Source organism: Streptomyces sp. NPDC040405 (assembly GCF_055595765.1).
In genome coordinates this window covers 425,435-451,081 of the sequence record NZ_JBVIVI010000008.1, presented here as the reverse complement: position 1 = coordinate 451,081, position 25,647 = coordinate 425,435, and the positions used below count along the sequence as shown (strand labels likewise).

Genomic DNA, 25,647 nt, shown 5'->3' with positions numbered 1-25,647 from the left:
CTCCCCTCCCCCGCGCCCCCTACGCGCTGTAAGGTGACGAGCATGGCAGGAACCGACCCCCGCAGGACGGTACGACGCAGCGCCGGCGAGCTGGAAAGCGAAGTCCTGGCCACGCTGTGGGCCACGGACCAGGCCCTGACGCCCGCAGAGATCCAGAGGGAGATCGGCGGCGGTCTCGCCTACAACACCGTGCACACCATCCTCAAGCGCCTGTACGACAAGGGCCTGGTCCTGCGCGACGTGGACGGGCGGCGCGGCGCGTACGGGCCGGTCAAGAACGCCGCCGAGCTCACCGCCGAAGCCATGCACCAGGCGCTCGACCGCGGGCCGGACCCGATCGCCACGCTCCAGCAGTTCGTGACCGGCCTCAGCCCCGAGGAGGAAACGGCACTGCGGGAACTGCTGGAGAGAGGCGAGTCGTGAGGATCGACGTCTACACCCCGTTCCTGCTGTCCCTGCTGCTCAGCGCGGTCAGCCCCCTGACCGGCAGGCGGGTGGCCCCCGCCCTCGCCGCCCGTGTGCTGACCGCGGCCGCCGTCTGCACCGCCGCCACCACAGTATGGTCGCTGCTCCTCCTGGCGATCACTCTGATCGGGGAGGCCCCGCCCGTCGTCGCGGACGCCCGCGACGACGGCTGGCCACTGCCGGACCCCGTTCCCGAAACCATCGCCTTCGGCGCGCTCCTGGCGCTCGCCGTCCTCGCGCACCGCGTGTACCGCGCCGCCCGGGTCGAACACGCCACCCGCCGCGCCCTGACGGCCCTGTGCGACGGGCATCCGGCCGACACCGAACTGATCGTCGCCGCCTCGTCGGCGCCCCGGGCCTTCGCCATCCCGGGCAGGGCGGGCTCACCGGGCCGGATCCTCGTCACCTCGGCCATGCTGAGCGCCCTCGACCCCGCAGAACGCCACGTGCTGCTCGCCCATGAACGCGCCCACCTCACCCACCGGCACGCGTTCATCTCCACCGCCGTCACTCTCGCCGCCGCGGCCAACCCGCTGCTCGTCCCCGTGCGCCGCACGGTCTCCTTCCTCGTCGAACGCTGGGCCGACGAGCAGGCAGCCGACGCCGTCGGCGACCGCGGCACCACCGCCCGCGCCCTGGCGCGCGCCGCTCTCACCTCGGGCCGACCCGGGCCGTCCTGCGCGCTGAACTTCACCGACCGCGCGGTCACCCGCCGCGTCGCCGCCCTCCAGACCGCCCCTCCCCCACACCTGTGGCCTCTCACCACGACCGTCCTCGTCCTCGGCATCCTCCCGGCCCTGGGCGCCGCCGACGCCACCGGCGACCTTCTCCAGCTCGTTCAGCACATGCTGACCTGACACTTGTGCCGCTGGTGGCTTGGCTGAGGAGGGCCGTATGAATCCAGTGGTGGTGACGTCCGCGGGGAAGGTGCGAGGCACCAGCGGGGACGGGATCTCGTGTTTCCGTGGGATCCCCTTCGCCGCGCCGCCCGAGGGCCCACTGAGGTTCCGGCCCCCGGCTCCGCCTCCGGCGTGGGACGGCACCCGGAACGCTCTCGCATTCGGCGCGGCGCCCCCGCAGCTGGCCCCGGCACCCGGCGCCCCGGCCATGTGGCAGCCCAGCGACGGGCTGGACTGCCTGACACTGAACGTGTGGACCCCCGACCCCGGGGCGGCCAACCTGCCGGTCATGGTGTGGATCTACGGGGGCCTGTGGAAGCACGGCTCGGCGAGCATGCCCCACTACGACGCCACCACGCTCGCGGGCTCCGGAGTCGTCGTGGTGACCTTCAACTACCGGGTCGGCTTCGAGGGCTTCGGGCACCTGCCCGGCGTGCCGGACAACCGCGGTCTGCGCGACCAGGTCGCCGCCCTGGAGTGGGTCCGGGACAACATCGACGCTTTCGGCGGCGACGGCGACAATGTGACCGTCTTCGGCCAGTCCGCCGGTGCTGCCTCAGCCGTCCTGCTGATGGCCGCGCCCGCAGCGCGGGGGCTGTTCCGGCGTGCGATCGCCCAGAGCGTCCCGGCAGGCGCCCGCACCCGGACCGAGGCAGAGACGATCACTGCCGTGATCGCGCAGGCCGCAGGCGTCCCGGCGACGTGGGACGCCATGGCCGACCTGCCGCCCGAGGACATCCTGGCGGTCCAGGACGCGCCGCTTCGCGCTCGCGAGGACGGCTTCACCGCATTCGGTCCCGTCGTCGACGGGGACTTGGTGACCGGGCACCCCTGGGCCGCCCTGGAAGCGGGCGCAGGCCGCGATGTCGACCTCGTCTGCGGCTTCACCCACGAGGAGTACCGCGGCCAGGGACCGGCCCCCGCTGCGGGAGTCGACCTGGAGCTGGTCGCCGAGGCGGTCGGCCTGGGCAAGGAGGCGGCAACCGCCTACCGCCGGACCCACCCAGGGCTCACCGACACCGGCCTGTTCACGGTCATGCTGTCCGACGCCCTCGTCCGGATGCCGGCCTCCCGGGTCGCCTGGGCCCACACCCGCGCAGGCGGCCTCACCTGGCTGTACGACTTCACCTGGCAAGGCCCCACCCTGGGCGCTGCCCACGGCATCGACGTCCCGTTCACCTTCGGCAACGCCACCAGCCGCTACGCCGCCCGGTTTCTGGGATCGTTGCCGCCCTCCGACTTCGCCGACCTGTCCGGGCGGTTGCGAGCCGCCTGGGCCTCCTTCGCCGCAACCGGCGACCCGGGCTGGCCACGCTTCACCCCCGACCAGCCGACCACCAGACTCTGGAACCTCCCACCCGCCGACGCCGCCTACCCGCTGGAAGCATCCCGACAGATCTGGGAACGCGCCGCCCCCGCATAGAACTTCCCGGCACACGACGCCGGAAGAGCGGACACCAGGCAGTCCGTCGGCGGAGATACGTGACTCTTCCCGCGCGAGCTCGATCCGGCAGGCCGCGTGGTGACATTCTGGAGTGGACAGTCACGGAAGTCAGCGGGATAAGGCATCAGAGGAAGCTGGGAATTGTCTGCTATTCAGCTCAGGGAACACCAGGTAGCCCAAAAAGCGAGTTTCCGTAAGTGGGTTGGATTTCCTGCAAAATCTTCTGTGCCTCAGCGAGGGGCGCGGGGCACGATCGTGTCCGCAACCGGTTCGGGAAAGACGGTCACCGCTGCCGCGAGCGCGCTGGAGTGCTTCACCGGCGGCCGGATCCTGGTCACCGTACCGACCCTGGATCTGCTGGTGCAGACCGCCCAGGTATGGCGCCTGGTGGGACATACCTGCTCCATGGTCGCGGTGTGCTCGCTGGAAAACGACGCGGTACTGAACGGGTTGGGGGTGCGTACCACCACCAATCCGATCCGGCTCGCGATGTGGGCCGGGAAGGGGCCGGTGGTGGTGTTCGCCACCTACGCCTCTCTCGTAGACCGTGAGGACATCGACGCGCCGGTGGGCCAGGTGGGCCAGCCGACGGTCCGCGGGCCGCTGGAGGCCGCTCTGGCAGGCGGGGAGCGGCTGTACGGGCAGTCGATGGACGGTTTCGACCTCGCAGTCGTGGATGAAGCCCACGGGACCGCTGGTGATCTCGGGCGGCCATGGGCAGCGATCCACGACAACACCCGCATCCCGGCCGACTTCCGGCTCTACCTCACCGCGACACCGCGCATCCTGGCCTCGCCCCGGCCGCAGAAAGGCACGGACGGCCAGGAGCTGGAGCTCGCGAGCATGGCCGACGACCCGGAGGGCACGTACGGCCGGTGGCTGGCTGAGCTGGGACTGAGTGAAGCGATCGAGCGCGGGATCCTCGCCGGGTTCGAGATCGATGTTCTGGAGATCCGAGACCCCTCGCCCGTGCCGGGGCTGTCGGAGGAAGCGCTGCGAGGCCGACGCCTGGCGCTGTTGCAGACCGCGCTTTTGGAGCACGCTGCCCGGCACAATCTCAAGACCGTGATGACGTTCCACCAGCGAGTGGAAGAAGCGGCCGCGTTCGCGCAGAAGCTGCCGGAGACGGCCGCGGAGCTGTACGTCACCGAGGCCCCGGATGACGCGCTCGCGGCGGCGGAGGAGCTGGCGGCGTCGTCGATCGGTGCCGGGTTGTACGCGCTGGAGGCCGGGCGTCATGTCCCGCCGGACCGAGTGTGGTCGGCGTGGCTGTGCGGAGACCACCTCGTCGGTGAGCGGCGCGAGGTGATCCGGCAGTTCGCGGACGGCACCGATGCGGCCGGGCGCCGGGTGCACCGGGCGTTCCTGGCCTCCGTGCGTGTGCTGGGAGAGGGTGTCGACATCACGGGCGAGCGGGGCGTGGAGGCGGTGTGCTTCGCCGACACCCGTGGCTCACAGGTAGAGATCGTGCAGAACATCGGCCGGGCGCTGCGGGTGAACCGCGACGGTTCCGCCAAGGTTGCGCGCATCATCGTGCCCGTTTTCCTGGAACCGGATGAGGACCCGGCCGACATGGTCGCCTCCGCCAGTTTCAAGCCGCTCGTGGCGGTGCTCCAGGGCCTGCGTTCCCACGATGAGCGTCTGGTGGAGCAGCTCGCCTCCCGTGCGCTCTCACGGGACCGGCGGGAGGGTGCGTATGTCCGGCGTGAGGCGGGTGGCCGGATCGTCGGGACCGGTGGCAACGGTGACGGGGAAGAGCAGGTGGAGGTGAGGGACGGTGGTGGTGCCGGGTCGGCGCTGCTGCGTTTCTCCAGCCCCAAGGACGCGGCGACGATCGCGGCGTTCCTGCGCACCCGGGTCTACCGGCCGGAGTCGCTGGTATGGCTGGAGGGCTACCAGGCCCTGCTGCGCTGGCGGGCGGAGAGGGACATCACCGGTCTGCACGCGGTTCCCTACGACACCGCGACGGCCGTGGGCGTGATCAAGGACTTCCCGCTGGGGCGGTGGGTGCACCAGCAGCGCAAAGCACTGCGGGCAGGCGAGCTGGAAGCACGGCGCAAAGAGCTGCTGGACGCGCCGGAGGCGGGCATGGTCTGGGAGCCCGGCGACGAGGCATGGGAGAACAAGCTCGCCGTGTTGCGCTCCTACCGGCGCGCTGCCGGGCACCTGGCCCCCCGTCAGGACACGGTCTGGGAGACGGGCGGGGCGAGAGCGCCCATCGGGCAGCACGTGGCCAACCTCCGCCGTAAAGGGGGCCTGGGCAAAGACCAGGAACGAGCCGTGAAGCGGGCGAAACAACTGACGGCGATCGACCCGGACTGGAAATGCCCGTGGCCACTGGACTGGCAGCGGCACTACCGAGTCCTCGCCGACCTCGTCGACGCCGACGGTGTCCTGCCCGAGATCCCGCCCGGGGTGTGTTTCGAGGGCGACGACATCGGACGGTGGCTGGAGCGGCAGAAACAGCCGGGCACCTGGACCCGGCTGTCCACCGAACAGCGGGACCGGCTCACCGGGCTGGGTGTGAAGCCGTTTGAGGCACCGTCCGCCGCCCAGGTGACCACGTGCCCGGAGGGGCCGTACAGGGTGCAGGCAGGCTTTCAGCGGGGCCTGGCGGCCCTCGCGCAGTGGATCGAGCGAGAAGGTGCAGGCCGGGCGGTACCACGTGGGCACGGCGAAGAGATCATGATTGCGGGTGAGGCCGAGCCGGTGGTCGTGAAGCTGGGAGTGTGGATCTCCAACACCAAAAGCCGCCGGGACAAGCTCACTCCCCCACAACGAACCGCGCTGACAGAGCTGGGAGTTGATTGGGCCTGACCGTCGAAGTGTTCACGCGTGTAGCTGCTCGCCGCCGACGGCATGTTGGCCGAACTCGCCGCGACGACCGGGCCGGAGTACTGGGCCGCGGACGGCGTGCACCCGACGCCCGCCGGTCATGCCGCGCTCGCGGCGGCCTGGCTGCGCCTGGTCGCGTGACCGGGCCGCGCGAGTCGCCTGAGGGGTTGGGGTGTTGGGGCTGCCGGAGGTGAAGCGGCGCGGGCCTGCCCGGCACGAGGGCGTGCGGGCCTCTCGTTGGGACCACCCGTTCAGCTCAGCCAGGGGAATCGACCGGAGGTGGTGTGTCGCCCGGCTTCGCCGATGCGGGGTATATGTTCCTCATTATGGCCTTTGGCGTATGGCATTCGCGGACGGGACGGAGTTGAGGCCGTGGCGTTCGCGGAGACCGGTGGGGGCCGTGAGTCCGTGCCCGCCGGGGGGCGGTCGTGGGCGCCGCTGCTGGCGGTGTGCACCGGGTACTTCATGGTGATCCTGGATGTGACGGTCATCAACGTCGCCGTGCCGGTGATCGGCCGGGAACTCCCGGCGTCGCTGACCGGCATCCAGTGGATCACCGACGGGTACACCCTCGTCTTCGCCGGGCTCCTGCTGACCGGGGGCGCGCTGGGCGACCGGCTGGGCAATCGCCGGGTCTTCTGCTGGGGCGTGGGGGTGTTCACGGTGTCCTCGGCCGCGTGCGCGCTCGCGCCCAGTGCTCCCGCCCTGGTCTCGGCGCGGCTGGTGGAAGGGCTGGGGGCGGCGCTGATCGTGCCCGGGTCGTTGGCACTGCTCCAGCAGTCCTATCCGGCACCGGCCGTCCGCTCGCGGGCCTTCGGGTTGTGGGGGTCGATGGCGGGCATCGCGGCCTGTGCCGGGCCGCTGCTGGGCGGGCTGCTGGTGGACACGGTCGGCTGGCGGTGGGTGTTCCTCATCAACCTGCCCGCCGGGGCGGCCTGCCTGGCGCTGACACTGCGGCACGTAGGGCGCTCGCCGCGGCGCACCGCGCGGGCTCTGGACTGGCCCGCGCAGTGTGCCGTCGTGGCGGCGGTGGCGTTGCTGATCGCGGCGCTCAACGAAGCCGGGCGGCGGGGCTGGACCGATCCGGCTGTCCTCACCGCGGGGGGCCTGGCCGTGGGGGCCGCCGCCGGGTTCGCGGTGCGTGAGCGGCTGGCTCGGTCGCCTGCCCTGCCGCTTCGTCTGCTGCGCTCGCGTGGGATGAGCGGTGGAACCGCCATCGGTCTGCTGTTCAACTTCGGCTTCTACGGCATGATCTTCACCGCGAGTCTGGAATTCCAGCACCAGCGCGGCTACAGCGCACTGGACACCGGGCTCGCGCTGCTCCCCGCGGTGGCGATGACCATGTTCGCGTCCGCCCTGTCCGGGCGGCTGGCCCGCCAGACCGGCGACCGCCCACTGGTGACTTCCGGCATGCTCCTGGCCGCCGCGGGACTGGCCGGTTGGGCCGCCGCGGGATCCCATCCCGCCTATCCCCTGCTGATCGCCCCGCTCATGGCCGCGGGTTTCGGCACGTCCTTCGCCCTCACCGGGGGGACCACCACCGTGATGAACGCCGCGCCCGGGGCGTATTCGGGGACCGCCTCCGCCCTGTTCAACACCACCCGTCAGATCGGCAGCGCGGCCGGGGTGGCGCTCGGCGGCAGCCTCCTCGCGACGGCCACCGACTACTCCACCGGGCTGCGGACCAGCATGGCCATCGGCGCGCTCGCCTACCTCATCGCCGCAGTCCTCGCCTGGTTGTGCGTACCCGCGAAACAGGACCGGCCCTAGGACGCCGGTGTGGTGCGCCCGAAGCAGCGCTCCAGTTCGTTCAGGTCGTAGAACTCGCTGCCGCGGGAGACCGGCCGGCACCCGGTCTTGAACGAGGTTTCCTTCTCGTTGTAGAGCATCCGCACGAGGTACTTGTTGCCCTTGCGGAAGACGTCCCACTGGATGTTCGCGCCCAGCGGCGCCACGGACGCGCCGCGCCAGGGGTTGTCGGCGTAGGTGTACGGCTTGTCGGCGGTGGCGGCCTTCGTGCTTCCGGGGAGCTTCATCAGCGTGGCGAGCGGGATGATCTCCTCGGCGTGGGTGAACCGCAGTTCCGCGCCGAGCTTGCTCGTGCCGTCGCGCTTGGCCTCGACCTGCTTGAAGAGGTCGTCGAGCAGCACGTCGGCCATCTTGTAGGTGATGTCGCTGTCGGCGAAGCTCGGGCCCTTCTCGTAGAAGTCCTCGGTGTCGCCGAGGTAGCCGAACCAGGCGGCGTCGCGCGGGGCGATGTACTGGTCCAGGTGCCAGCCCTTGCCGTCGGGGCTCTCGTCGCTCATCGCCGGGGCGATGGCGTAGAGGTTGTAGACGGCCTCGGCCGCGTCGACGTCGCTGCCGATGGAGGCGAACTCGCCGTCGGAGATCCGCTGCACGAACGAGGGCTTGAAGATTTTCTTCAGTACGTTCTCGGCGGCGCGGTGTGTGGCCGGCTGGTCCTTGATGCTCTTCAGGGTGGCGGCGAGCCGCGGGTCGTTCTCCAGCCAGTCCTGGTAGGCGGCGGCGCCCGTGGACTTGTGGAAGTAGAGCAGGTCCTTGTCGGTGCGGGCCGGGCCGATGAGCGGTTTGAGGGCGGGGTCGGTGTCGCCGAGGGAGGTGGCGAACTCGTCGCCGCTGTCGACGGCCCGCCCCTGCCCGGAGCTGACCACGTCGATCTTCTCGGATGCCCTGGCGATCCGCTGGAACAGGCCCGGCAGCCGCTTCTCCAGCCGTACCGCCGTGTCGCGCATCTCGCGCTCGCCGCGCCCGCTGAGGTTGCCGTATCCCACCTTGGCCATGGCGGCCTGGAGGGCGCGCACCTCGGGGTCGAACTTCTGCCCGCGGGCGGTGAGCAGGCCCTCGGCCTCGGCCTTGTCCCACAGCGCGAGGATCAGGTCGCCGTCGGCGCCGTCGGTCGCGGAGCGCGAGCCGTGCCGGGACACGTTCTCCGTGAACACCGGGGCGAAACCGGCAGGCGGGCGCTGGTACGAGTGAGCGTTCTGCTGGGGCTCGTACGTGGCCTTCGTCCCGTAGCTGTACGTGGCCTCCGTCCCGTTGCCGTGGACGCTGCCGGATGCCTGCGCCGACAGCGGAGCGGTCAGCAGGGCACCGAGCCCGAGGACCAGGGCGGGGGTGATGCGTCTCATGGGCGGACCGTTCTGCTCGCGGAAGGTCGGGGGATCGCTCAGTGATCGCCCATATGGTCCGCGGGCAAGGTGAACACGCCATGGCCGAACGGTATGGCGTGCCCCAAGTCCGGCATGTCCGTGTGGTGCCGGTATTTCTGGATGAACCCCTCAGCGGCTTCGGGGCCAGCCGCTCCCCGGAACCTCAGCTCACGCGGCGAGCGTCTGCGCCACGGCCACCGCGGGCACGGGTGCCACCGGGATGCGTACCGGCACGACCGGGGAACGGGCGGGCCACACACGGTAGGTGGTCTTCGCCGGATCCACGAGGGGCTCGCCGAGAGCGATACGCCCTTCGGAGTACAGCCTGTCGCATTCAGGGGTGGGCAGGGCTACGTAGCAGCCTCCCCTGTTGGTGAGGGAGTTGTACGGCTGCCAGTAGCCGTACCGGCGTCGCCCACTCGCGTGCACGGTGAGAAACACCGGGGTACGGGAGTCGGACATGATGCGGAGAACACCGGCCTCGGCGGCGTCGAACGGGACCTCGGAACGGGAGCGGGACTGGTAGAGGACGGGGGACATCATGATTGCCTTTCCGAGGGGCCGGGACTCAAGATCATCTACCCAATTAAAGCAGCGATTTGATCTCGATCACACCCCCAACTTCCGCCTGATCAGTCGGGCTTGAGCGTCCCGGGGAGTACGCGATCGCCGCCGCCTCACCGGCCGGATGGTGTCAGCTGTCCGTGGACCGGACTGAGCTCATGATCTTCTTGATCTCGGCGGCCGTCAGCGCGTTCGGAACCCCTTGGTCCGCGTAGATCACCCAGCCGTGCATGGTCCCGTCGGGGAGCTTCTGCGCGATGCTGTGCACGATCGCCTTCGGCGGGACGCACGAGCTGGGGCGGTTGGTGACGGTGACCTCGGCGGTCGCGGTGTAGCCGTCGATGCCTCCCAGCTTCACCGGCTTGGCCGGGGTGACCTTGATCTTGGGCTTGTGGTCCTCACCGCCGTACGCGGCGAAGCCCCAGTTGCCCGCCCAGTTACGGGCGTTCTCCTGGAGGGAGCCGTCCTTGCCACCGCCCGTGGTGCCGACGGTGGCGAGCTGCCCCTTGCCCGCCTCGCCCATGGCCTTCGGGTTGGGACTCGAAGAGCACCCGCCCTCGCGGTAGCTGGCGGCCCCGGTCATGACGACGATCGGCTGGCCGGCCTTGTCCGTGTAGGACAGGGCCGTGCCCTCGTCGATGAGCTTCCACTTCTTGGCCTTGGCGGGCACGTCGTAGCGGAAGTGGTGCTTCTGTGCGGTCTGCGTCTGCCATCCCGGGACCGACGGCTGATCCCCCGCGGGGCTCGCCGGGGCGGAGGACTGGGACGATCCCGCCGAGGGCGCCTTCGACCCCGCGGCGTCGGTCTTCTTGTCCGTGGCCGTGCCCGTGTCCTCGTTGCACCCGCTCAAAGCGACGGCCATGCCGATGCCGAGGGCCGCGATCAGGGTCTTCTTCGTTCGTCGGGATGGTATCCGGATGGACTGCGGGTGCTGCTGGGCAATGGGTTCAAGGATCTTTGACTGAGACATGATCGGCACTCTAAGCCAACTGCGCTGCCGCCATTCCCCCAGGTGGGCGCCCTGCTGCGAGACGTACACCTACTCGTGACACACCACACAAAGTTGATACACACCGCACCCCCACTGCGGTCACAGCTTTTCGAAGGGGTCGTGCCCGGAGAGCAGCTTGTCCACCCGGGCCTGATCGACCCGGCTGACGAGCTGCCCGGCCTCCTGCCGGTCCCGGATCACCTTGGCCAGGGTGAAGGCGGAAGTCACCAGGTAGAGCACGGCGATGGCCAGGAAGCCGCGCACCCATGCGTTGGCGTCAAGCCGGAAGATGCCGATGGCGGTGGCCGCCATGGCGATGGAGAAGGAAGCGACCGCCTGACCGTAGAACGCGGTCGTGCTCTGCTGCTTGACCGGTGTCTCACTCATGGGCAAAGGATCGACGGTCGCGATCGGCCCCGTATCCGTTCGGATACTCAGGTACGTACTCAGACCGGGCACCCGGCACTCGGGCCCTGGTCGATTGTTTCGCGCGGCGAAACGGGCTGCGCAACAACGCGGGCAGGCGCCAGCCTCGTAGGACGCGGGCCCGGACAGCAGGTCGGAACGGGGGAGGGCCCGACACGCGCCTTGCGCGGAGAACGGCAGGACAGCAACACGGCCGGACGGCAGGACAAGTACAGCGACTCGCGATCAGTGGAGGAATCTTGCGATCGAGGCAGTCAGTCATCGTGGCCCTGGCGGCGGGGACCGCCATCGCGCTCTCGGGGGCGGCCGCTGGCCCCGCCGCGGCCGGTGGGGGCTCGGGCGGCGCGGCGCACACGGGGGCTGAGGTCCGTCCCCTTGGCGTCTGCTGGGTCGGCGGCCATATCTGCGGCAACGTCTACAACCGCGACAACCGGTACACACTTCTGATCACCGACGACTGGGGGAAGTATCGCAACTCCGCGACCTGGCACACTCTCAAGCCCGGCCAGAACGGGCACCACGTGGGCGTGAAGGATGTCGACGGGTACTGGGTCGGCCCCGGGTGCAAGGTCAAGCGTTCACTGGGGCTGAGGACGATCGGGCCCGGCTGGCACAAGGTGCGCAACGGCCAGAAGATCCAGATCGTCGATATCCGCTGCTGAGTCGTACGCGGTCAGGCCGTGGGGCATGTCTTGCGGTACGCCGTGCCTGGTATCAGCTGCCGCCACTCCTGTGACGTGAGGTTGCGGCCGGCGGTGCGGCACAACTCCGCCGAGGTGTGCCGGGGGTCGACGGTCCACAGCATGACGGACTGGTCGTCGCCGCCGGTGGCCAGCGTACGGCCGTCCGGGCTGAAGGCGAGCGACCGGACCTGCTTGGTGTGTCCGGTCAACAGGGCCAGTGGGCTGCGGCGGGAGATGTCCCACAGCATCACCGACTTGTTCGCGTTGGCCGTGGCGAGCGTGCGGCCGTCCGGGCTGAACGCCAGGGCGAAGGCGGGCCCGGTGCTGTCGGCGAGGTCGGCCACGCGGGTGCGCTTGGCCACGTCCCACAGGATCACTTTCTGATCGATGCCCGCCGTGGCGAGGGTGCGGCCGTCCGGGCTGAAGGCCACGGTTCTGATCTGTCCCGCATGCCCTGTCAGGGTGGCCAGCCTGGTCCGTCGTGCGACGTCCCAGAGCGTGACTTTGTGATCGTGGCTGCCGGCGGCGAGGAGTCGGCCGTCGGGGCTGAAGGCGACGGCGTCGACGGCGGTTTCGGCATCTCCGGACGCCGCCAGCAGAGAGGCCAGGCGAGTGCGGCGGGCGGCGTCCCACAGGATGACTTTCCTGTCGGCGCCGCCCGTCGCGACGAGGCGCCCGTCGGGGCTGTACGCGATATCGGTGACGCGGCCGGTGTGCCCGGTGCGCCTGACGGGCGGGCCGTGGCCCGAGAGGTTCCAGAAGGTGAGGATGTGGTTGCGGGCGCTCGCGGGCTGGGCGTCGGAACCGCTCACGGTAGCGACCGTACGCCCGTCGGGGGCGAACGCCACGGCGTGGACGGACCCGGATCCGCTGGTGAAAGTGGTGCGACGGGTGCGGCGTCCGATGTCCCAGAGCACGAGGGTGTCGTCGCTTCCAGCGGTGGCGAGGGTGCGGCCGTCCGGGCTGAAGGCGACATCGTTGACCCGGTCGCGGTGGCCGGAGAGCGGAACCCGGGCCGTGTCCCAGAGCACGACCTTGCCGTCCTCGCCCGCGGAGGCGAGAAGAGAGCTCCGCGGGCTGAAAGCGAGCGTATAGACGTTGGTGGTCTGCCCGGTGAGCGTGGTCAGGCGGGTGGCGCTGCCGACGTCCCACAGCATGACCGACTTGTCGTGGCCTCCCGTGGCGAGGGTGTGCCCGTCGGGGCTGAAGGCCACCGCCCTGACCTCCCCGCTGTGACCGTGCAGCGTGGCCACGCGGGTGTGGCGCCGGACGTTCCACAGCCTGGCCGTCCAGTCGTCACCGGCGGTGGCGAGGGTGCGGCCGTCCGGGCTGAAGGCGACGGCGCCGACGGACTCGGTGTGGCCGGTGAGCGTGGCGATCGGCTTCCCCGTCGTGGTGTTCCACAGCTTCACGGTGTGGTCCGCACTGGCGGTGGCCAGGGTGCGGCCGTCCGGGCTGAAGGCCACCGCCCAGACGATGCCGGTGTGGCCGGAGAGGGTGAGGCGCCGGGCGCGGCGTCTGGTGTCCCAGAGCATGACGGTGTGATCGGCGCCCGCAGTGGCCGCGGTTCGGCTGTCCGGGCTGAAGGCGATGCTTTTGATCTGCCCTTTGTGGCCGGTCAGGGCAGCCGAGGGCGTGCGCGCGGCAGCGTCCCAGAGCACCAGCTTCCCGTCGTTGCCTCCCGTTGCCAGGGTGCGGCCGTCCGGGCTGTACGCCACCGCACGCAGCCAGGTGGGGTGTCCGGTCAGGGTGGCGAGCCGCCGCCGTGCGCCGGTGTCCCACAGCATCACCGTACGGTCGCGGCTGACGGTGGCGAGCGTTCCGTCGGGGCTGAAGGCGGCTTCGGAGACGGCATCGTCGTGGCCGGACAGCTCGGCGCGGTAGTACTGATGTGCCGAGATGGTCAGCATGGCGCTGCGCGCTTCGTAGGTCCGCGCGGTACGGAACGCCTCCACGCTCAGCAGCATGGCCGCGGCCGGACGGGACTCGACGAGGCCGAGCGCCTCGGCGGCCAGTTGCCGTGATACGGCGACCCGGTGGGCTCTCAGGGCCTCCTGGCGCTGTCGCAGGGCGACCACGCTGACGCCGGTGACCACGATCAGCAGCAGTGCGAGACCCGCGGCGAGGAAGCGCAGATGACGGTGGCGCCGTACGGCCGCGGCTCGTTCGTCGTCCGCCAGGCCGACGCTCGCGTCGAGGAACTCGCGCTCCGCCGCGTTGAGCTCGTCCCCGCTGCCGTCGTGGGATGCCCAGTCGCGGAGGACCGCGAGCCGCGTGCCCCGGTACAGTGCGCCGGAGTCGCGTTCGAGGTCCGTCCATGCCTGGGCGGCCTCGGTCAGCTGCCGGTGGACGCGCAGCCGCTCGCGGTCCTCCTCGACCCAGGTGCGCAGCCGCGGCCAGCCGTTGATCAGCGCCTCGTGTGCGAGGTCGACGGCGTCGTCGTCCAGGGTGATCAGCCGGGCGCGGGTGAGCCGTTCGAGGACGGCGGAGAGGTCCTCGGGGGTGGCGGTGCTGTCCAGTTCGGACCGGTCGACGGGGCGGCGGGTGTCCTGGGCGCCCTCCCCCGGAGTGATCAGTCTGAGCAGTACGCGGCGGGCGATCTCGGCACGTTCGGGGGTGAGGTCGGCGTAGGTGTGCTCCGCGGTGCGGGCGATGGCGCCGTGCAGGCCGCCCGTCGCCTCGTAGGCCGCCTCGGTGAGGGCGCGGCCGCAGCGGCGGCGCCATGTCTCCAGCAGTACGTGGGACAGCAGGGGCAGTCCCCCGGGCTCGTCCGTGACCTCCTCGACGAGCCGGGCGGTCAGGGCCCGTTCCACGATCAGTCCCGCGGCGGCGGCCGGTTTCACGATCGCCTCGCGCAGCTCGTTCGGGGTCATCGGCCCGACCAGCAGGGTGGCGGTCCGCAGGGCATCGGTGAGCCCGCGGTGCTCGGCGCAGCGCCCGAGGAAGTCGGCGCGCACCGCGATGATCACGCGTAATCGGCTCCCGGGCTGACGCGCCGTCCGCAGCAGGTCGGTGAACGCCGTCCGCTCCGCGGGGTCGGCGCACAGCGTGAAGACCTCCTCGAACTGGTCGACCACGACCACCGTGTCGCCTTCGGTGTCCTTGGGGGCGAGCAGTCCGGCGTGGGTGCGGGCGGGGTGTGCGCCGGGGGTGAGGATGCGGATGGCCGCGGGGCGTTCCTCGTGCGGGACGGCATGCTGGAGGGCGGGGATCAGCCCGGCGCGCAGCAGTGAGGACTTCCCGCTGCCGGAGGCGCCGACGACGGCGGTCAGGCGGTGGGTGCGCATCAGCTGGAGCAGATCGGCGACCAGTTCGTCGCGGCCGAAGAACCGCTCCTGGTCGCGGGGTTCGAACCGGGCGAGACCCTGGTACGGCGGCTCGGCGTCGTCGTGTTCGGTGGCCTCGGCCGCCGTTTCCTCGGCCGTCCGCCGCCAGCGCCGCTCCCATTCCTCCGGGTCCCCTCCGCACCCCTCGACATAGGCCAAGGTGACCTGCAGCGAGGGCAGTTGTTCGCCCGAGGCGGCTCTGGAGAGGGTGGAGACCGTATACGGCGTGCGCTGGGCCAGCACGCGGTAGGTGATCCCGTCGGCTTCCTGGCGCAGCTTGCGCAGTTCCCACGCGAACCGCTGTACGGGCCCGGCGCCCGGGTCCAGTGGCGCTTCCGGTCGGCCCACTGGGCCCCCTCTCCCCGCTTCCCCGTCCTCCACAACCTACGGAGCGGCAAAAGGGCCGGGCAAGGCCGCGCCGAGGGCAGGACATCGCGCTCGGTGACCGTCTCACCTGTGGCGAGGTGGTTGTTGCGGGCCGCGGATCGGGGCTGCGCAACAAGGCGGGCGCCACGGAGAGTCGGTGGCGTACGGCGTCGTCGCCCGGCTCACAGCGGGCCGGGCGGCACGTCGTACGGAGATCCGCCGCTCCCCCGCACCGCGCCGGTCCGGGGGCTGGAACCGAAGGGAATCATCATCATGTCGATCTCGATCCGCACCGCCCTGGCGGCTGCCGCGCTCGTCGCCGGGTCCGCTCTCGCCGCGGTGCCGGTGGCGTCCGCCGCCGACTCCGCGCCCACGGCCCGTAGCGCCCAGGCCGGTGGCTTCCACATGTACCAGCACGACAAGTACAACCAGGGCCGCAACGGCGGCTGGGCGTACGTCACGCGCACCGACAAGGACCTGCGGAACAACACCTGGGACAGGGGAGGGAAGGTCGACAACGGCACCAGCTCGGTGAAGAACCAGACGCGCAGCTACGTGGACCTGTACCAGAACGTCGCCAACGCCCGGGGCCGGTGCACGGGTGCGCACACGACGTCGTACCCGGGCACCAATGACCCGAACCTGAGCAACGACGCGATCAAGGACAACCGGCTGAGCTGCGTCATCTTCCGCTAGGCCGCGAGTGGGGGTGGCGCCCGGACCGACCGGCGGGCGCCACCCCCACCGCGACGAGCGCACCGGAAGGGAGACAGGAGGGGCCATGACCATCCGTTCCAGCGCCGCCCGCTCGGGCGCGGGCCTCCTGCTGCTGTGTACCGTCGCGGCAGGGTGCGCCTCCCCGGCACCGGCTCAGCGGCCGCCCCGCGACGAGGTAACCGCTCCGGCCATCGGCGCCGAGGCCCGGAGCATCACACTGCCCTTCGACGCCTACGAGTTGTCCGACCGGGACATCCACACGATCGAGTCGGCCGAAGACCTCCTCCTGCGCCGTTGTATGCGAGGGCGGGGCATGGGCTGGACACTGCTCCCCCGCGCGGCGGGCAAGGACCTGGCCCCGCCGAACCGCAGCCGCTACGGGCTGGTCGAGGCCGAGGTCGCCCGCCGCTTCGGGTACCACGTTCCGCCCGCCCCGCCGACCGTCGCGCGGCGCGAGGCGGCGGGCACGTCTCGGGACGCCGCCCTGAAAGCCCGGCAGCGCCGGGCCGCGTACGGGAGCAACGGCACGGGAGGGTGCTGGAAGGCGGCGCACGCGGATCTGCTGCGCGGCGCGCCGAAGTCCGATCACTCGTCGTTCAACCGGCTGGTCACGCTCACCTTCGAGCGGTCCCGGCGCGAGGCCGCCGTCCGCCACGGCACGCGCGCGTGGAGCGCCTGCCTGCGGAAGGAGGGCTTCCGTCACGCCGATCCGCTGAGCGCCGCCGGCCATCGGGGCTGGGCGAGGTCGTCCCGGCCGTCTCCCGAGGAGATCCGTACCGCGGTCGCCGACGTACGGTGCAAGGGCAGGACCCGGCTCGTCGAGATCTGGCGCACCGCCGAGGCACGCCTGCAGACGGAGACGATCCGCGCTCACGCCCGCAGCTTCCGCGCACTGAAGGCCGCCAAACTCCATTGGCTGCGCGCCGCCGACCGGGTTCTCGCGCGATATGGCGCGGGACGCCCTCAGCCGCGCCGGTGGGTGTTGAGCCGGGCGGCCTGGAGGGTCAAGTAGTCGCGCTCGGCCAGGTTGGACGCCTTGTGGGCGGCCTCGGCGTAGAGGCGTGCCGCGGTCGTCAGGTCGCCGTCGCGTTCGTGGAGGTACGCCGCTACCGCCGTATGGCGGGGCAGCGAGTCGTCCAGCTCCGCGAGCGCCGTCAGACCAGCGCGGGGGCCGTCGGCCTCGCCGACGGCCACGGCACGGTTGAGGCGGACGATGGGGCTGTCGGTCAGGCGCGCGAGTTCGTCGTACCACTCGACGATCTGCACCCAGTCGGTCTCCTCGGCGGTGGGCGCGTCGGCGTGGAGGGCCGCGATGGCGGCCTGGGCCTGGAACTCGCCCAGCCGGTCGCGGGCGAGGGCGGCCTGCAGGATCCGGACGCCCTCGGCGATCGACTCGGTGTCCCAGCGGGTGCGGTCCTGTTCGGCGAGCGGCACCAGGCCGCCGTCGGGCGCGGTGCGGGTGGCGCGGCGGGCGTGGTGGAGCAGCATGAGGGCGAGGAGGCCCGCCACCTCGGGGTGGTCGTAGGCGGCCGCGAGCTGCCGGGTGAGGCGGATGGCCTCGGCGGAGAGGTCGATGTCGCCGGAGTAGCCCTCGTTGAAGACCAGATAGAGGACGCGCAGCACGGTGGCGACGTCGCCGTGCTGGTCGAACCGCACGCCGGAGACGGTGCGCTTGGCGCGGCTGATGCGCTGCGCCATGGTCGCCTCCGGCACCAGGTACGCCTGGGCGATCTGGCGGGTGGTGAGGCCACCGACGGCGCGCAGGGTGAGCGCGACCGCGGACGAGGGGGTCAGTGAGGGGTGGGCGCACAGGAAGTAGAGCTGGAGGGTGTCGTCCGCCGTGGGGGTGGGGCCGGGGGCCGGTTCCTCGTCGAGGAGGTCCTCGCGTCGGCGCCGGGCGGCGTCCGCCCGGGACTGGTCGAGGAACCGGCGCCAGGCCACGGTGACCAGCCAGCCCTTCGCGTCCCGTGGCGGGTCGGCGGGCCAGACGCGGACCGCCTCGATGAGCGCGTCCTGTACGGCGTCCTCGGCCGCCGCGAAGTCGGCTCCGCGGCGGACGAGAATTCCGAGGACACCCGGCGTGAGGCTCCGGATCAGGGCCTCGTTCATCGGTGTGGTCATTCGGTGGTGGTGGGATGCGAGCCCATGAAGGGGCGCAGTTCGAGCCACTCGTGGATCGGCTTGCCGTCCGCTCCGGGGGCGGCCGACAGCTCTCCGGCCAGTTCGACGGCGCGCTCGTAGCTGTCGACGTCGATCACCATCCAGCCCGCGATGAGGTCCTTGGTCTCGGCGAAGGGGCCGTCGGTGACCGGCGGGCGCCCCTCACCGTCGTACCGGACCCACGTCCCCTCGGGGGCGAGCGCCTGGCCGTCGACGAACTCGCCGGTCCCCTCCAGCCGGTCCGCGAAGTCCTGCATGTACTGGATGTGCGCCGAGACCTCTTCCGGCTTCCACTGGTCCATGGGCACGTCGTTGACCGCGGCCGGAGCGCCGCGGTAGTGCTTCAGCAGCAGGTACTTGGCCATGATGGTTCTCCTCGATGCTGGTGCGACCCATTGTGGTCGCGTTCATCCCTGGGACGGAGCAGGCCACGGGTTCTCGACATCGTCGCCGAAAAATTTCTTGGCTCTCTCGAATCAGGGGTGGATCGCCGAGGCCGTCAGGGGCTCTTCCGCGCCTGTCGCGGCCCCTCAAACCGGCGCGGCGGCGGGTGCTAGCGTAAGCGGACTGGGCCGGTCCGTCCGGCGAATCCGTGTCCTGACGGGGGACTCTTTCACCATGCACCGCCTTCCTCGCGTCGCCGCGTTCGGCGCGCTCGCCGCCTCTGCCCTCCTCGCCCTGACGGCCTGCTCCGGCAGCGGGTCGGGCGACGCGTCGTCCGCCACCGGGAAGGACGGCAAGGACGGGAAGGGGAAGAGCGGCGCCAGCGGCAGCGGCTCGCCGAGCGCGACGGGCGCGCCGTCGAAGTCCGCCGCGGCGGACGGGGGGACCGGCGGGTCGGGCCCCGCCCAGGCCGTCACGTCCAAGGTTGAAGTCAGCATCAAGTCGTGCCAGTTGCGCGACGCGTCCAAGCTGTTCGCGGTCGTCCAGCTGAACAACGCGAACGGCCCGGCGGACTACGCCTACACCGTCAAGGTCCGCTTCCTGAACTCCGCGCACCCCGACAAGGCGGTCTACACCACCCTCGCCCACCGGCCCGTCCGGGCCGGAGTCATGCAGAGCATGCTGGCGTCCACCGAGTGGAAGGGCGACTCCGCCGCCATGCCGAAGACGTGCGAGGTCGCCAAGGCCACCAAGGTCAAGACCGGCGGCTGACCCCAGGCGTGGTGGGCCGGGGTTCCTGGTCCGGCCAGGCGGGGCCCGCCTGGTGGGGGCCGGTCGGCGGAGGTGGGATGGCGGGGCTGGTGCGTGCGGTGATCACCATCACGGCGAGGCCGAGTGCCGCGACCGCGGCGCCCATGTACAGCGGGGCGGTGTAGCCCAGGCCCGCGCTGATCGCGAGGCCGCCGAGCCAGGCGCCCAGGGCGTTGCCGACGTTGGAGGCCGAGACGTTGGCGCTGGCGGCGAGTGGCGCGCCGCCCGCGGCGTCCGTGACGCGGGTGATCATGCCGGGGACGGCGGCGAACCCGAAGACACCCATCAGGAAGACCAGGACCACCGACGCCACCCGCCCCTCGGCCAGCAGCCCGAACGCGGCGAGGGTGGCGGCGAGCCCGGCCAGGGAGGCGATCAGCGTACGGTCGCGGTCACGGTCGGCCGCCCGGCCTCCGGCGACGTTGCCGATGACCAGGCCGGTGCCGTAGACGACGAGCAGCCAGGCGACGTCGGTGCTGGAGAAGCCGGTGACCTCGGTGAACGTGTACGCGATGTAGCTGAACGCCCCGAACATGCCGCCGTAGCCGAGGGCGGTGGCGGTGAGGGTCAGCCAGACCTGGCGGGAGCGGAAGGCGCGCAGCTGGGGGCGCAGACCGGCCGTCCGGTGGGCCTCGTCGACGGCGCCCGCCCAGGCCGGGACCCACACGGCGATGGCGGCCACGGCCAGCACGCCGATCCCGGTGACCGCCCAGAACGTGGCGCGCCAGCCGAAGCGTTCGCCGACGAGGGCGCCGAACGGCACGCCCAGCACGTTGGCGACCGTCAGCCCGGCGAACATCACGGCGACGGCGCGCGAGGCCCGTTCCGGCGGGACCATGCGGCGGGCGACGAGGGAGCCGATGCCGAAGAAGGAACCGTGGCACAGGGCGGCGACGACCCGGCCGAGCAGCGCGATGGCGTAGGTGGGCGCCACGGCGGAGAGCAGGTTGCCGAGGACGAACAGCACCACCAATCCGACGAGGACGGCCTTGCGGTGGATGCGGGTGGTGGCGGCGGTCAGCAGGATCGCGCCGACCGCGACGCTCAGGGCGTATCCCGAGATGAGCCACCCGGCCGCGGCCTCGGAGACGTCCAGGTCCTGGCTCACCTGGGGCAGCAGGCCCGCGATCACGAACTCGGTCAGGCCGATCCCGAAACTGCCGAGTGCGAGCGCGACCAGCCCGGCGGGCATCGCCCGCGTATCCCCGTCCCGTCGGATGTTCACGCAAACATCATAGGGACGGCGCGGGTACGACAGGGAGGCTCGCGCTTGCGTCACCTGGGATGGGGGCGTGGCGGATGAACCACTCGGTGGCGAACAGCCGCTCCCGTTCCTGCGGTGGGAGGTCGGCGATCACCCCTGGCAGGGCTCCCCGCTCCACCTCGGAGCGGTGCGCCAGTACGGCGGCGATCTTCTGCTCCATCCACGGGCCGACATCGACGGTTGCGGTGATGTGTGCGTCCGCGAGCATGGTCACCCGGTGGGTGTGCACGTGATCCGGGTGCCCGGGGAGCCGCCGTAGGCATCGTGGGTGACCATGATGTCCGGGCGGAATTCCCGGATGTGGGCCACCAACCGCCGCACCGCCTCGTGCGGTACGAGCGCCCGCGGCCGCGTGACGGGCGAGCACTCCGCCGGCCGACAGCGACTCGTCGTCCGGGTGAGACGGGACGGGCCGCCCGCGAAAACTGAATCGCCGCGGGGCCGCACGCCCATAGGATCGCGGCGTGATGGCAGGCACACAGACAGGGGGAGCATGTGGCCAGGGTTGTCGAGTTGCTGACCTATCCCATCAAGGGGTGCGCGGGAATGCCGACGCACACCGGGGTGCTGACGCCCGCGGGTCTCGCCCATGACCGCAGTTTCATGGTCACCAGCGAGGAGGGTGTCTTCCGCAGCCAACGGCGCGACCCGCGGCTGGCTTTGATCCGCCCGGAGGTCGACGCTGACGGGCAGCGGCTCACGCTGCACGCGCCGGGCGCGGGCCCGGTCGGGATCGACGTCGACACCTCCGGTCGGCCTGGGGAAGTCGAGCTGTTCGGGGCGCCGTTCCGGGGCATCGACCAGGGCGACGAGGCCGCCGCGTGGTTATCCGACGTCCTCGGCGCCCCGAGCCGCCTGGTGCGCGTACCGGCCGACCATGACCGGGTGACCGACGGCCGGACGCCCGGCACGTCCGGATACGCCGACAGCTGCGCCGTCCACGTCCTCTCCCGGTCCACCCTGGATCTGCTGAACGAGCGGCTGGGCGAGCAGGGCACCCCGCCCCTCCCCATGGACCGCTTCCGCCCGAACATCGTCGTCGGCGGCTGGAACACCCCGCACACCGAGGACCGCGCCCACCGGATCACCATCGGCGACACGGCACTCGGCTACGCCAAGCTCGCCATCCGCTGCGCCGTCACCCTGGTCGACCAGGAGTCCGGCGCCAAGGCGGGCCCCGAACCACTGCGTACCCTGGCCACCTACCGCCGAGCCGCCGAGGGCGGTGTCGCCTTCGGCACGAAGTACGCCGTGCTGGGCCCCGGCAAACTGTCCGTGGGTGACGACGTGCACGTCACCTCGTGGGGCGAGTCCGAGCTCTGACGCGTCTTCCGCGGGGTCGCGCGCCGGACCGGTGTGCTTCTCGAACGACCAGTTGGGAGTCTCATGTCCGCCGTGCCCGTCACCGCCACCCGCATCGCCCTCGTGGTCCTCTACACCGACCGCTTGGAGGAGTCGCGCGCGTTCTACACCGGCCTGGGGCTGCCCTTCGTCCGGGAGCAGCACGGGCGCGGCCCCGTTCACTACGCAGCCACCCTGCCGGACAGCACGGTGTTCGAACTCTATCCCGCCACCGCCGAGCGGCCCGCGTCCAGTGCGCGGCTGGGCTTCACCGTCGACAGCCGAACGGTGGCTGCGTCGTTGGCTCCTGGGCGCCACGTCGTGGAGGATCCGGATGGGCGTGCCGTGGAGCTGTACGTGGTCTGACGTCCCGGTGGCCCGCGGCGTGTCGGCGGTGGAACGCCCCGGACCCGTCGCTACTCTCCGTAGGCGGTCGGCCGCGCACTCCACTGGTCTGCTTCAGGAGATCCACCGATGGTTGTCAGCAACCTTGTCCTCATCGCGGGCGCGGGTGGCGTGGGCCGTACCGTCCTCGGCCAATTGCGCGCGCAGGACGTGCCGGTGCGAGCGATGGTGCGTCGTGACGACGATCGTGCGGCCGAGTTGCGCGCGCTCGGCGCGGAGGTCGTGGTCGGCGACCTGACCCGGCCCGAGACCGTCGCGGCCGCGTTGGAGGGGGTCGCGCGGATGTATTTCGCGATGCCCGTGTCGCCGGACCATCTGCTGGCCGCGACGGTGGTGGCCACCGTGGCGCACGAGTACGGGCGGTTGGCCGCGCTGGTCGGCATGTCACAGATGACGGTGTCGCAGATGACGGCCACCAGCACCGGGGAGTCCCACCAGCAGCGGTTGCACTGGCTGGCGGAGCAGGTGCTGAACTGGTCGGGGCTGCCGGTGGTGCATATCCGGCCGACGTCGTTCCTGGACAATCCGCTGTTCACGTCACTGGCGGCGGAATCGATCCGGGAGAACGGCACGATCGCGCTGCCGTTCGGTACCGGGCGTACGTCGCCGGTCGCCCTGGACGACGTGGCCCGGGTGGTGGCCACCGTGCTCCGCGACCCGGCTCCGCACATCGGGCAGGTCTACGAGCTGACCGGGCCACGCTCGCTCCCCATGACGGAGGTGGCTGAGGAGTTCTCACGGGCGCTGGGGCGGCCGGTGTCGTACGCGGACGTGCCGCTCGACCGGTGGCGGGCCGGGGTGCTCGCCAAGGCGGGCCTGCCGCAGCACACCGAAGAGCACATCGCCACCATGGCCCGGTTGCACCGGGAGAACCGCTACGACCGCGCGACGGGCGATGTCGCTCGCGTGACGGGCACGCCCGCCCAGTCCGTCGAGTCGTTCGTGGCCGCTCGCAGGGACTTCTATCTCGGCTGAGCCGCTGGTCCGTCGCTCAGGGCCGGGGCCGGGACGGTGATCTTTTCGGGCACCGCATCGTGGTGGGCTTCCTCCTCCCGGGACAGACACTCGATCAGGTAGTCGCCGGTTTCGGGGTCGATGGTCACGCCGTGGGTCTCGCTGCGGAATCCGGGGAAGCGGCGGTCGAACGACTCAAGGGCGGTCAGATAGCGCAGCAGCGGACCGTTCACGGTGCCGATGCCCTCGCCGGGCATCAGCACCGGGATGCCGGGTGGCGTGACGGTGACCATGGCCGCGGCCACCCGGCCCGCCGCGTCGCCGAGCCGTACCCGCTCCGTGCCGCCTCGGATCAGGCGCTGGTAGCACAGCTGCGGAGGTGCGACCGGCTCCGGCAGCTCCTGGAACGCGGTGTCCAGCAGCCGGACCAGGTCCACCTCGCGCAGATAGTCGTGCATCTCCTGGCACAGACCGCGCAGTGTGCCGCCGGTATAGCGGTTCGGGTACGCGGTGACCAGCCCGGGCAGGACGCGGTCGAGCGGTGCGTCCTCGTCGTAGTGGGCCTTGAAGTCCATCAGGGCGTCCAGGAGGGTGCCCCACTTGCCCTTGGTGATGCCCATGGAGAACAGGACCAGGGTGGTGTAGCTGTCGGTCTTCTCCACGACGACGTTCCGGGTGGCCAGGTAGGACGTGAGGACGCGGGCGGGGATGCCCGCATCGGCCATGTGACCCGTTGCGTCGATCCCCGGGCAGGTGACGGTCACCTTGAGCGGGTCGAGCATGCAGTAGCCCTGTCCGAGCCCGGGGAATCCATGCCATTCCGCGTCGGGCTCCAGCTCCCAGCACGACGGTTCCGTGCGGAGCAGCTCGGCCGGGGCCTCGTCGAAGGGCAGCCGCTCGCCGCTGGACGGGTCGGTCACCGTCTCCGGCTGCCAGACCCCGAAGAACCAGGCGGGCCGGTCGCCCGCGGTCTTGATGCGACGGCCGATCCGCACCACCGCCTGGCGGAAGCGGATCGCCTCGGTCACGGCCTCGTCGATCAGCCAGCGTCCCTGTGGGCCGTCCATCATCGCGGTGGCGACGTCCAGGGAGGCGATCATCGGATACAGCGGGGAGGTGGTGCCGTGCATCATCAGCGCCTCGTTGAACCGGTCGTGCTCCACCGGGGCTCGGGGCGCGGGCTTGATGTGCACCATGGCGCTCTGCGACAGCGCGGCCAGCAGCTTGTGGGTGGACTGGGTGGCGAAGACGGTGGGCCGGTCCGGGCCGGGGAAGGTGTCGGGTCCTACGGACATCCCGTAGCGCCCGGCGTAGAGGGGGTGGAAGCGGGCGTAGGCGAACCACGCCTCGTCGAAGTGGACTCGGGGGGTGCTGGCCGCGAACGCCCGGGCGACCTGGACGGCGTCGTAACACAGGCCGTCGTAGGTGGAGTTGGTGAAGACCGCATACTGGGCTCGGGGGGAGAGCGCTTCGCGCGTCAGTGGGTTTCCCCCGACGCGGGCGGCCACGGTATCGGCCTGGACCTCGCCCGGGGGCAGCGGTCCGGAGAGGCCGTAGCCGTTGCGCGTGGGGATCAGATACACCGGCCGTGAGCCGGAGATGACCAGGCCGTGCAGGACCGACTTGTGGCAGTTCCGGTCCACGAGGGCGATCTCGTCACGGGTCACGCTGAAGTGGCCGACGAGGCGGTCGCAGGTCGAATCGCCGTGGAGGACGAAGTACGTGAGGTCGGCGCCGAAGACCCGGGCGGCGTTCCGCTCCGCCTCGCCGATGGGCCCGGTGTGCTCGAAGAGGGAGCCGAGTGCTTCGACCGAGATCGACAGATCGCTGCGGAACAGCCGCTCCCCGAAGTAGTCGTGGAAGGCCCGGCCCACCGGTGACTTCAGAAAGGCGACGCCGCCGGAGTGGGCCGGGGTGTGCCAGGAGTACTCGTGTGTGTCGTCGAAGTGGCGCAGCGCCTTGAAGAACGGTGGCAGTACGGCTTCGCGGTAGGTGCGGGCGGCGCTGGAAATCCGTCCGGCGATGAAGGCAGCGGTGTCCTCCTCCGGCCAGACGTATCCGACCACGGTTTCCGACACCCATAGCGGCAGGTCTTCGAAGCCTTCGTCGGCCGTGACGAGGAAGACCGGCAGGCTCTGGAACCGTCGCCCGATGTCACGCAGGACGGCGGCGCCGCCCGGTTCGCCGGCTGGTTCGCCGTTGGGATCGAGCTCCCAGTCCACCAATGCCGCTGCCAGCCCGGCTTCGGTGCGCAGCACTGTCCGGGCCTCGGCGCCGGTACCGGCCCATCGGACCGCGAATCCGGCGGCCTCGACCGCCTCGCGGATCCTGCGCAGTTGTTCGGCCCCGGCCGTGTCGCCGCCCGGGTGCTCCCGGACCGCGAACAGAACGGTGTCGCCCGCCATATCCCCCTCCTCCGTCTGCACGCCCCTGTGGTGTCCGA

21 protein-coding genes and 1 pseudogene are annotated in these 25,647 nt (G+C 71.2%); 12 read left to right on the top strand and 10 right to left on the bottom strand.

What is annotated here, in order from left to right; translation table 11 throughout:
- The first annotated feature begins 42 nt into the window (after positions 1 to 42).
- The 5 genes from ACZ59A_RS31065 to ACZ59A_RS31045 all read left to right on the top strand — a co-directional run bounded on the left by ACZ59A_RS31065 (position 43) and on the right by ACZ59A_RS31045 (position 7,413).
- The gene (locus ACZ59A_RS31065) at positions 43 to 423 is read left to right on the top strand and encodes a BlaI/MecI/CopY family transcriptional regulator (RefSeq protein ID WP_468050672.1); all 381 of its coding nucleotides are present in this window, start codon (positions 43 to 45) and stop codon (positions 421 to 423) included.
- Complete coding sequence (locus ACZ59A_RS31060) at positions 420 to 1,322, top strand: M56 family metallopeptidase (protein WP_470965392.1); 903 nt, start codon at positions 420 to 422, stop codon at positions 1,320 to 1,322. The genes ACZ59A_RS31065 and ACZ59A_RS31060 overlap by 4 nt, the downstream gene beginning before the upstream one ends.
- A gap of 37 nt (positions 1,323 to 1,359) precedes the next feature.
- Positions 1,360 to 2,787 (top strand): carboxylesterase/lipase family protein, encoded by a 1,428-nt coding sequence (locus ACZ59A_RS31055; RefSeq protein WP_470965389.1) that lies wholly within the window; start codon positions 1,360 to 1,362, stop codon positions 2,785 to 2,787.
- A 162-nt stretch (positions 2,788 to 2,949) separates the two neighbouring features.
- Positions 2,950 to 5,625 (top strand): helicase associated domain-containing protein, encoded by a 2,676-nt coding sequence (locus ACZ59A_RS31050; RefSeq protein ID WP_470965386.1) that lies wholly within the window; start codon positions 2,950 to 2,952, stop codon positions 5,623 to 5,625.
- Between the two features lie 390 nt (positions 5,626 to 6,015).
- The gene (locus ACZ59A_RS31045; protein WP_470965383.1) at positions 6,016 to 7,413 is read left to right on the top strand and encodes an MFS transporter; all 1,398 of its coding nucleotides are present in this window, start codon (positions 6,016 to 6,018) and stop codon (positions 7,411 to 7,413) included.
- Here the strand turns inward: ACZ59A_RS31045 and ACZ59A_RS31040 are convergent.
- The 4 genes from ACZ59A_RS31040 to ACZ59A_RS31025 form a co-directional block, all read right to left on the bottom strand.
- Complete coding sequence (locus ACZ59A_RS31040; RefSeq protein WP_470965380.1) at positions 7,410 to 8,792, bottom strand: histidine-type phosphatase; 1,383 nt, start codon at positions 8,790 to 8,792, stop codon at positions 7,410 to 7,412. The two genes, ACZ59A_RS31045 and ACZ59A_RS31040, sit on opposite strands and share 4 nt — an antisense overlap.
- A 189-nt stretch (positions 8,793 to 8,981) precedes the next feature.
- Complete coding sequence (locus tag ACZ59A_RS31035; RefSeq protein ID WP_470965377.1) at positions 8,982 to 9,356, bottom strand: hypothetical protein; 375 nt, start codon at positions 9,354 to 9,356, stop codon at positions 8,982 to 8,984.
- Positions 9,357 to 9,507: 151 nt separating this feature from the next.
- Entirely contained in the window at positions 9,508 to 10,347 is an 840-nt protein-coding gene (locus ACZ59A_RS31030) for a DUF8017 domain-containing protein (RefSeq protein WP_470965373.1), read from the bottom strand.
- 120 nt (positions 10,348 to 10,467) lie between these two features.
- On the bottom strand, positions 10,468 to 10,755 hold the full coding sequence (locus tag ACZ59A_RS31025; protein ID WP_468050681.1) for a YiaA/YiaB family inner membrane protein: 288 nt from the start codon (positions 10,753 to 10,755) through the stop codon (positions 10,468 to 10,470).
- Positions 10,756 to 11,033: 278 nt separating this feature from the next.
- On the opposite strand from ACZ59A_RS31025, the gene ACZ59A_RS31020 reads away from it, so the two are divergent.
- Positions 11,034 to 11,456 carry a hypothetical protein gene (locus ACZ59A_RS31020; protein ID WP_470965370.1) on the top strand — a complete coding sequence of 141 codons (423 nt, stop codon included), beginning with the start codon at positions 11,034 to 11,036 and terminating at the stop codon, positions 11,454 to 11,456.
- An 11-nt stretch (positions 11,457 to 11,467) separates the two neighbouring features.
- On the opposite strand, the gene ACZ59A_RS31015 is transcribed toward ACZ59A_RS31020, so the two are convergent.
- Positions 11,468 to 15,151 carry an nSTAND1 domain-containing NTPase gene (locus ACZ59A_RS31015; protein WP_470965367.1) on the bottom strand — a complete coding sequence of 1,228 codons (3,684 nt, stop codon included), beginning with the start codon at positions 15,149 to 15,151 and terminating at the stop codon, positions 11,468 to 11,470.
- 291 nt (positions 15,152 to 15,442) lie between these two features.
- Between ACZ59A_RS31015 and ACZ59A_RS31010 the strand changes: the two genes are divergently transcribed.
- On the top strand, positions 15,443 to 15,865 hold the full coding sequence (locus tag ACZ59A_RS31010) for a hypothetical protein (RefSeq protein ID WP_470965364.1): 423 nt from the start codon (positions 15,443 to 15,445) through the stop codon (positions 15,863 to 15,865).
- 85 nt (positions 15,866 to 15,950) lie between these two features.
- Complete coding sequence (locus ACZ59A_RS31005) at positions 15,951 to 16,898, top strand: hypothetical protein (RefSeq protein ID WP_470965361.1); 948 nt, start codon at positions 15,951 to 15,953, stop codon at positions 16,896 to 16,898.
- Here ACZ59A_RS31005 and ACZ59A_RS31000 read toward each other — a convergent pair.
- Together ACZ59A_RS31000 and ACZ59A_RS30995 are read right to left on the bottom strand one after the other, a co-directional pair.
- The gene (locus ACZ59A_RS31000) at positions 16,850 to 17,995 is read right to left on the bottom strand and encodes an RNA polymerase sigma factor (protein ID WP_470965603.1); all 1,146 of its coding nucleotides are present in this window, start codon (positions 17,993 to 17,995) and stop codon (positions 16,850 to 16,852) included. The two genes, ACZ59A_RS31005 and ACZ59A_RS31000, sit on opposite strands and share 49 nt — an antisense overlap.
- Before the next feature lie 8 nt (positions 17,996 to 18,003).
- Positions 18,004 to 18,411 (bottom strand): YciI family protein, encoded by a 408-nt coding sequence (locus ACZ59A_RS30995; protein ID WP_468050687.1) that lies wholly within the window; start codon positions 18,409 to 18,411, stop codon positions 18,004 to 18,006.
- A 253-nt stretch (positions 18,412 to 18,664) separates the two neighbouring features.
- On the opposite strand from ACZ59A_RS30995, the gene ACZ59A_RS30990 reads away from it, so the two are divergent.
- Complete coding sequence (locus ACZ59A_RS30990; protein WP_470965358.1) at positions 18,665 to 19,201, top strand: hypothetical protein; 537 nt, start codon at positions 18,665 to 18,667, stop codon at positions 19,199 to 19,201.
- On the opposite strand, the gene ACZ59A_RS30985 is transcribed toward ACZ59A_RS30990, so the two are convergent.
- Both ACZ59A_RS30985 and ACZ59A_RS30980 read right to left on the bottom strand, forming a co-directional pair.
- Complete coding sequence (locus ACZ59A_RS30985) at positions 19,185 to 20,432, bottom strand: MFS transporter (RefSeq protein ID WP_470965600.1); 1,248 nt, start codon at positions 20,430 to 20,432, stop codon at positions 19,185 to 19,187. The genes ACZ59A_RS30990 and ACZ59A_RS30985 overlap by 17 nt on opposite strands.
- 40 nt (positions 20,433 to 20,472) lie before the next feature.
- Positions 20,473 to 20,886, bottom strand: a pseudogene (locus ACZ59A_RS30980) (PIG-L deacetylase family protein).
- Between the two features lie 113 nt (positions 20,887 to 20,999).
- Between ACZ59A_RS30980 and ACZ59A_RS30975 the strand changes: the two are divergent.
- From ACZ59A_RS30975 to ACZ59A_RS30965, 3 genes are all read left to right on the top strand, one after another.
- The gene (locus ACZ59A_RS30975; protein WP_470965355.1) at positions 21,000 to 21,827 is read left to right on the top strand and encodes an MOSC domain-containing protein; all 828 of its coding nucleotides are present in this window, start codon (positions 21,000 to 21,002) and stop codon (positions 21,825 to 21,827) included.
- Between the two features lie 63 nt (positions 21,828 to 21,890).
- Positions 21,891 to 22,211 carry a VOC family protein gene (locus ACZ59A_RS30970; protein WP_470965352.1) on the top strand — a complete coding sequence of 107 codons (321 nt, stop codon included), beginning with the start codon at positions 21,891 to 21,893 and terminating at the stop codon, positions 22,209 to 22,211.
- 108 nt (positions 22,212 to 22,319) lie between these two features.
- Complete coding sequence (locus ACZ59A_RS30965) at positions 22,320 to 23,225, top strand: NmrA family NAD(P)-binding protein (protein WP_470965349.1); 906 nt, start codon at positions 22,320 to 22,322, stop codon at positions 23,223 to 23,225.
- Here ACZ59A_RS30965 and ACZ59A_RS30960 read toward each other — a convergent pair.
- Entirely contained in the window at positions 23,213 to 25,609 is a 2,397-nt protein-coding gene (locus ACZ59A_RS30960; protein WP_470965347.1) for an Orn/Lys/Arg family decarboxylase, read from the bottom strand. The two genes, ACZ59A_RS30965 and ACZ59A_RS30960, sit on opposite strands and share 13 nt — an antisense overlap.
- Positions 25,610 to 25,647: the final 38 nt, after the last annotated feature.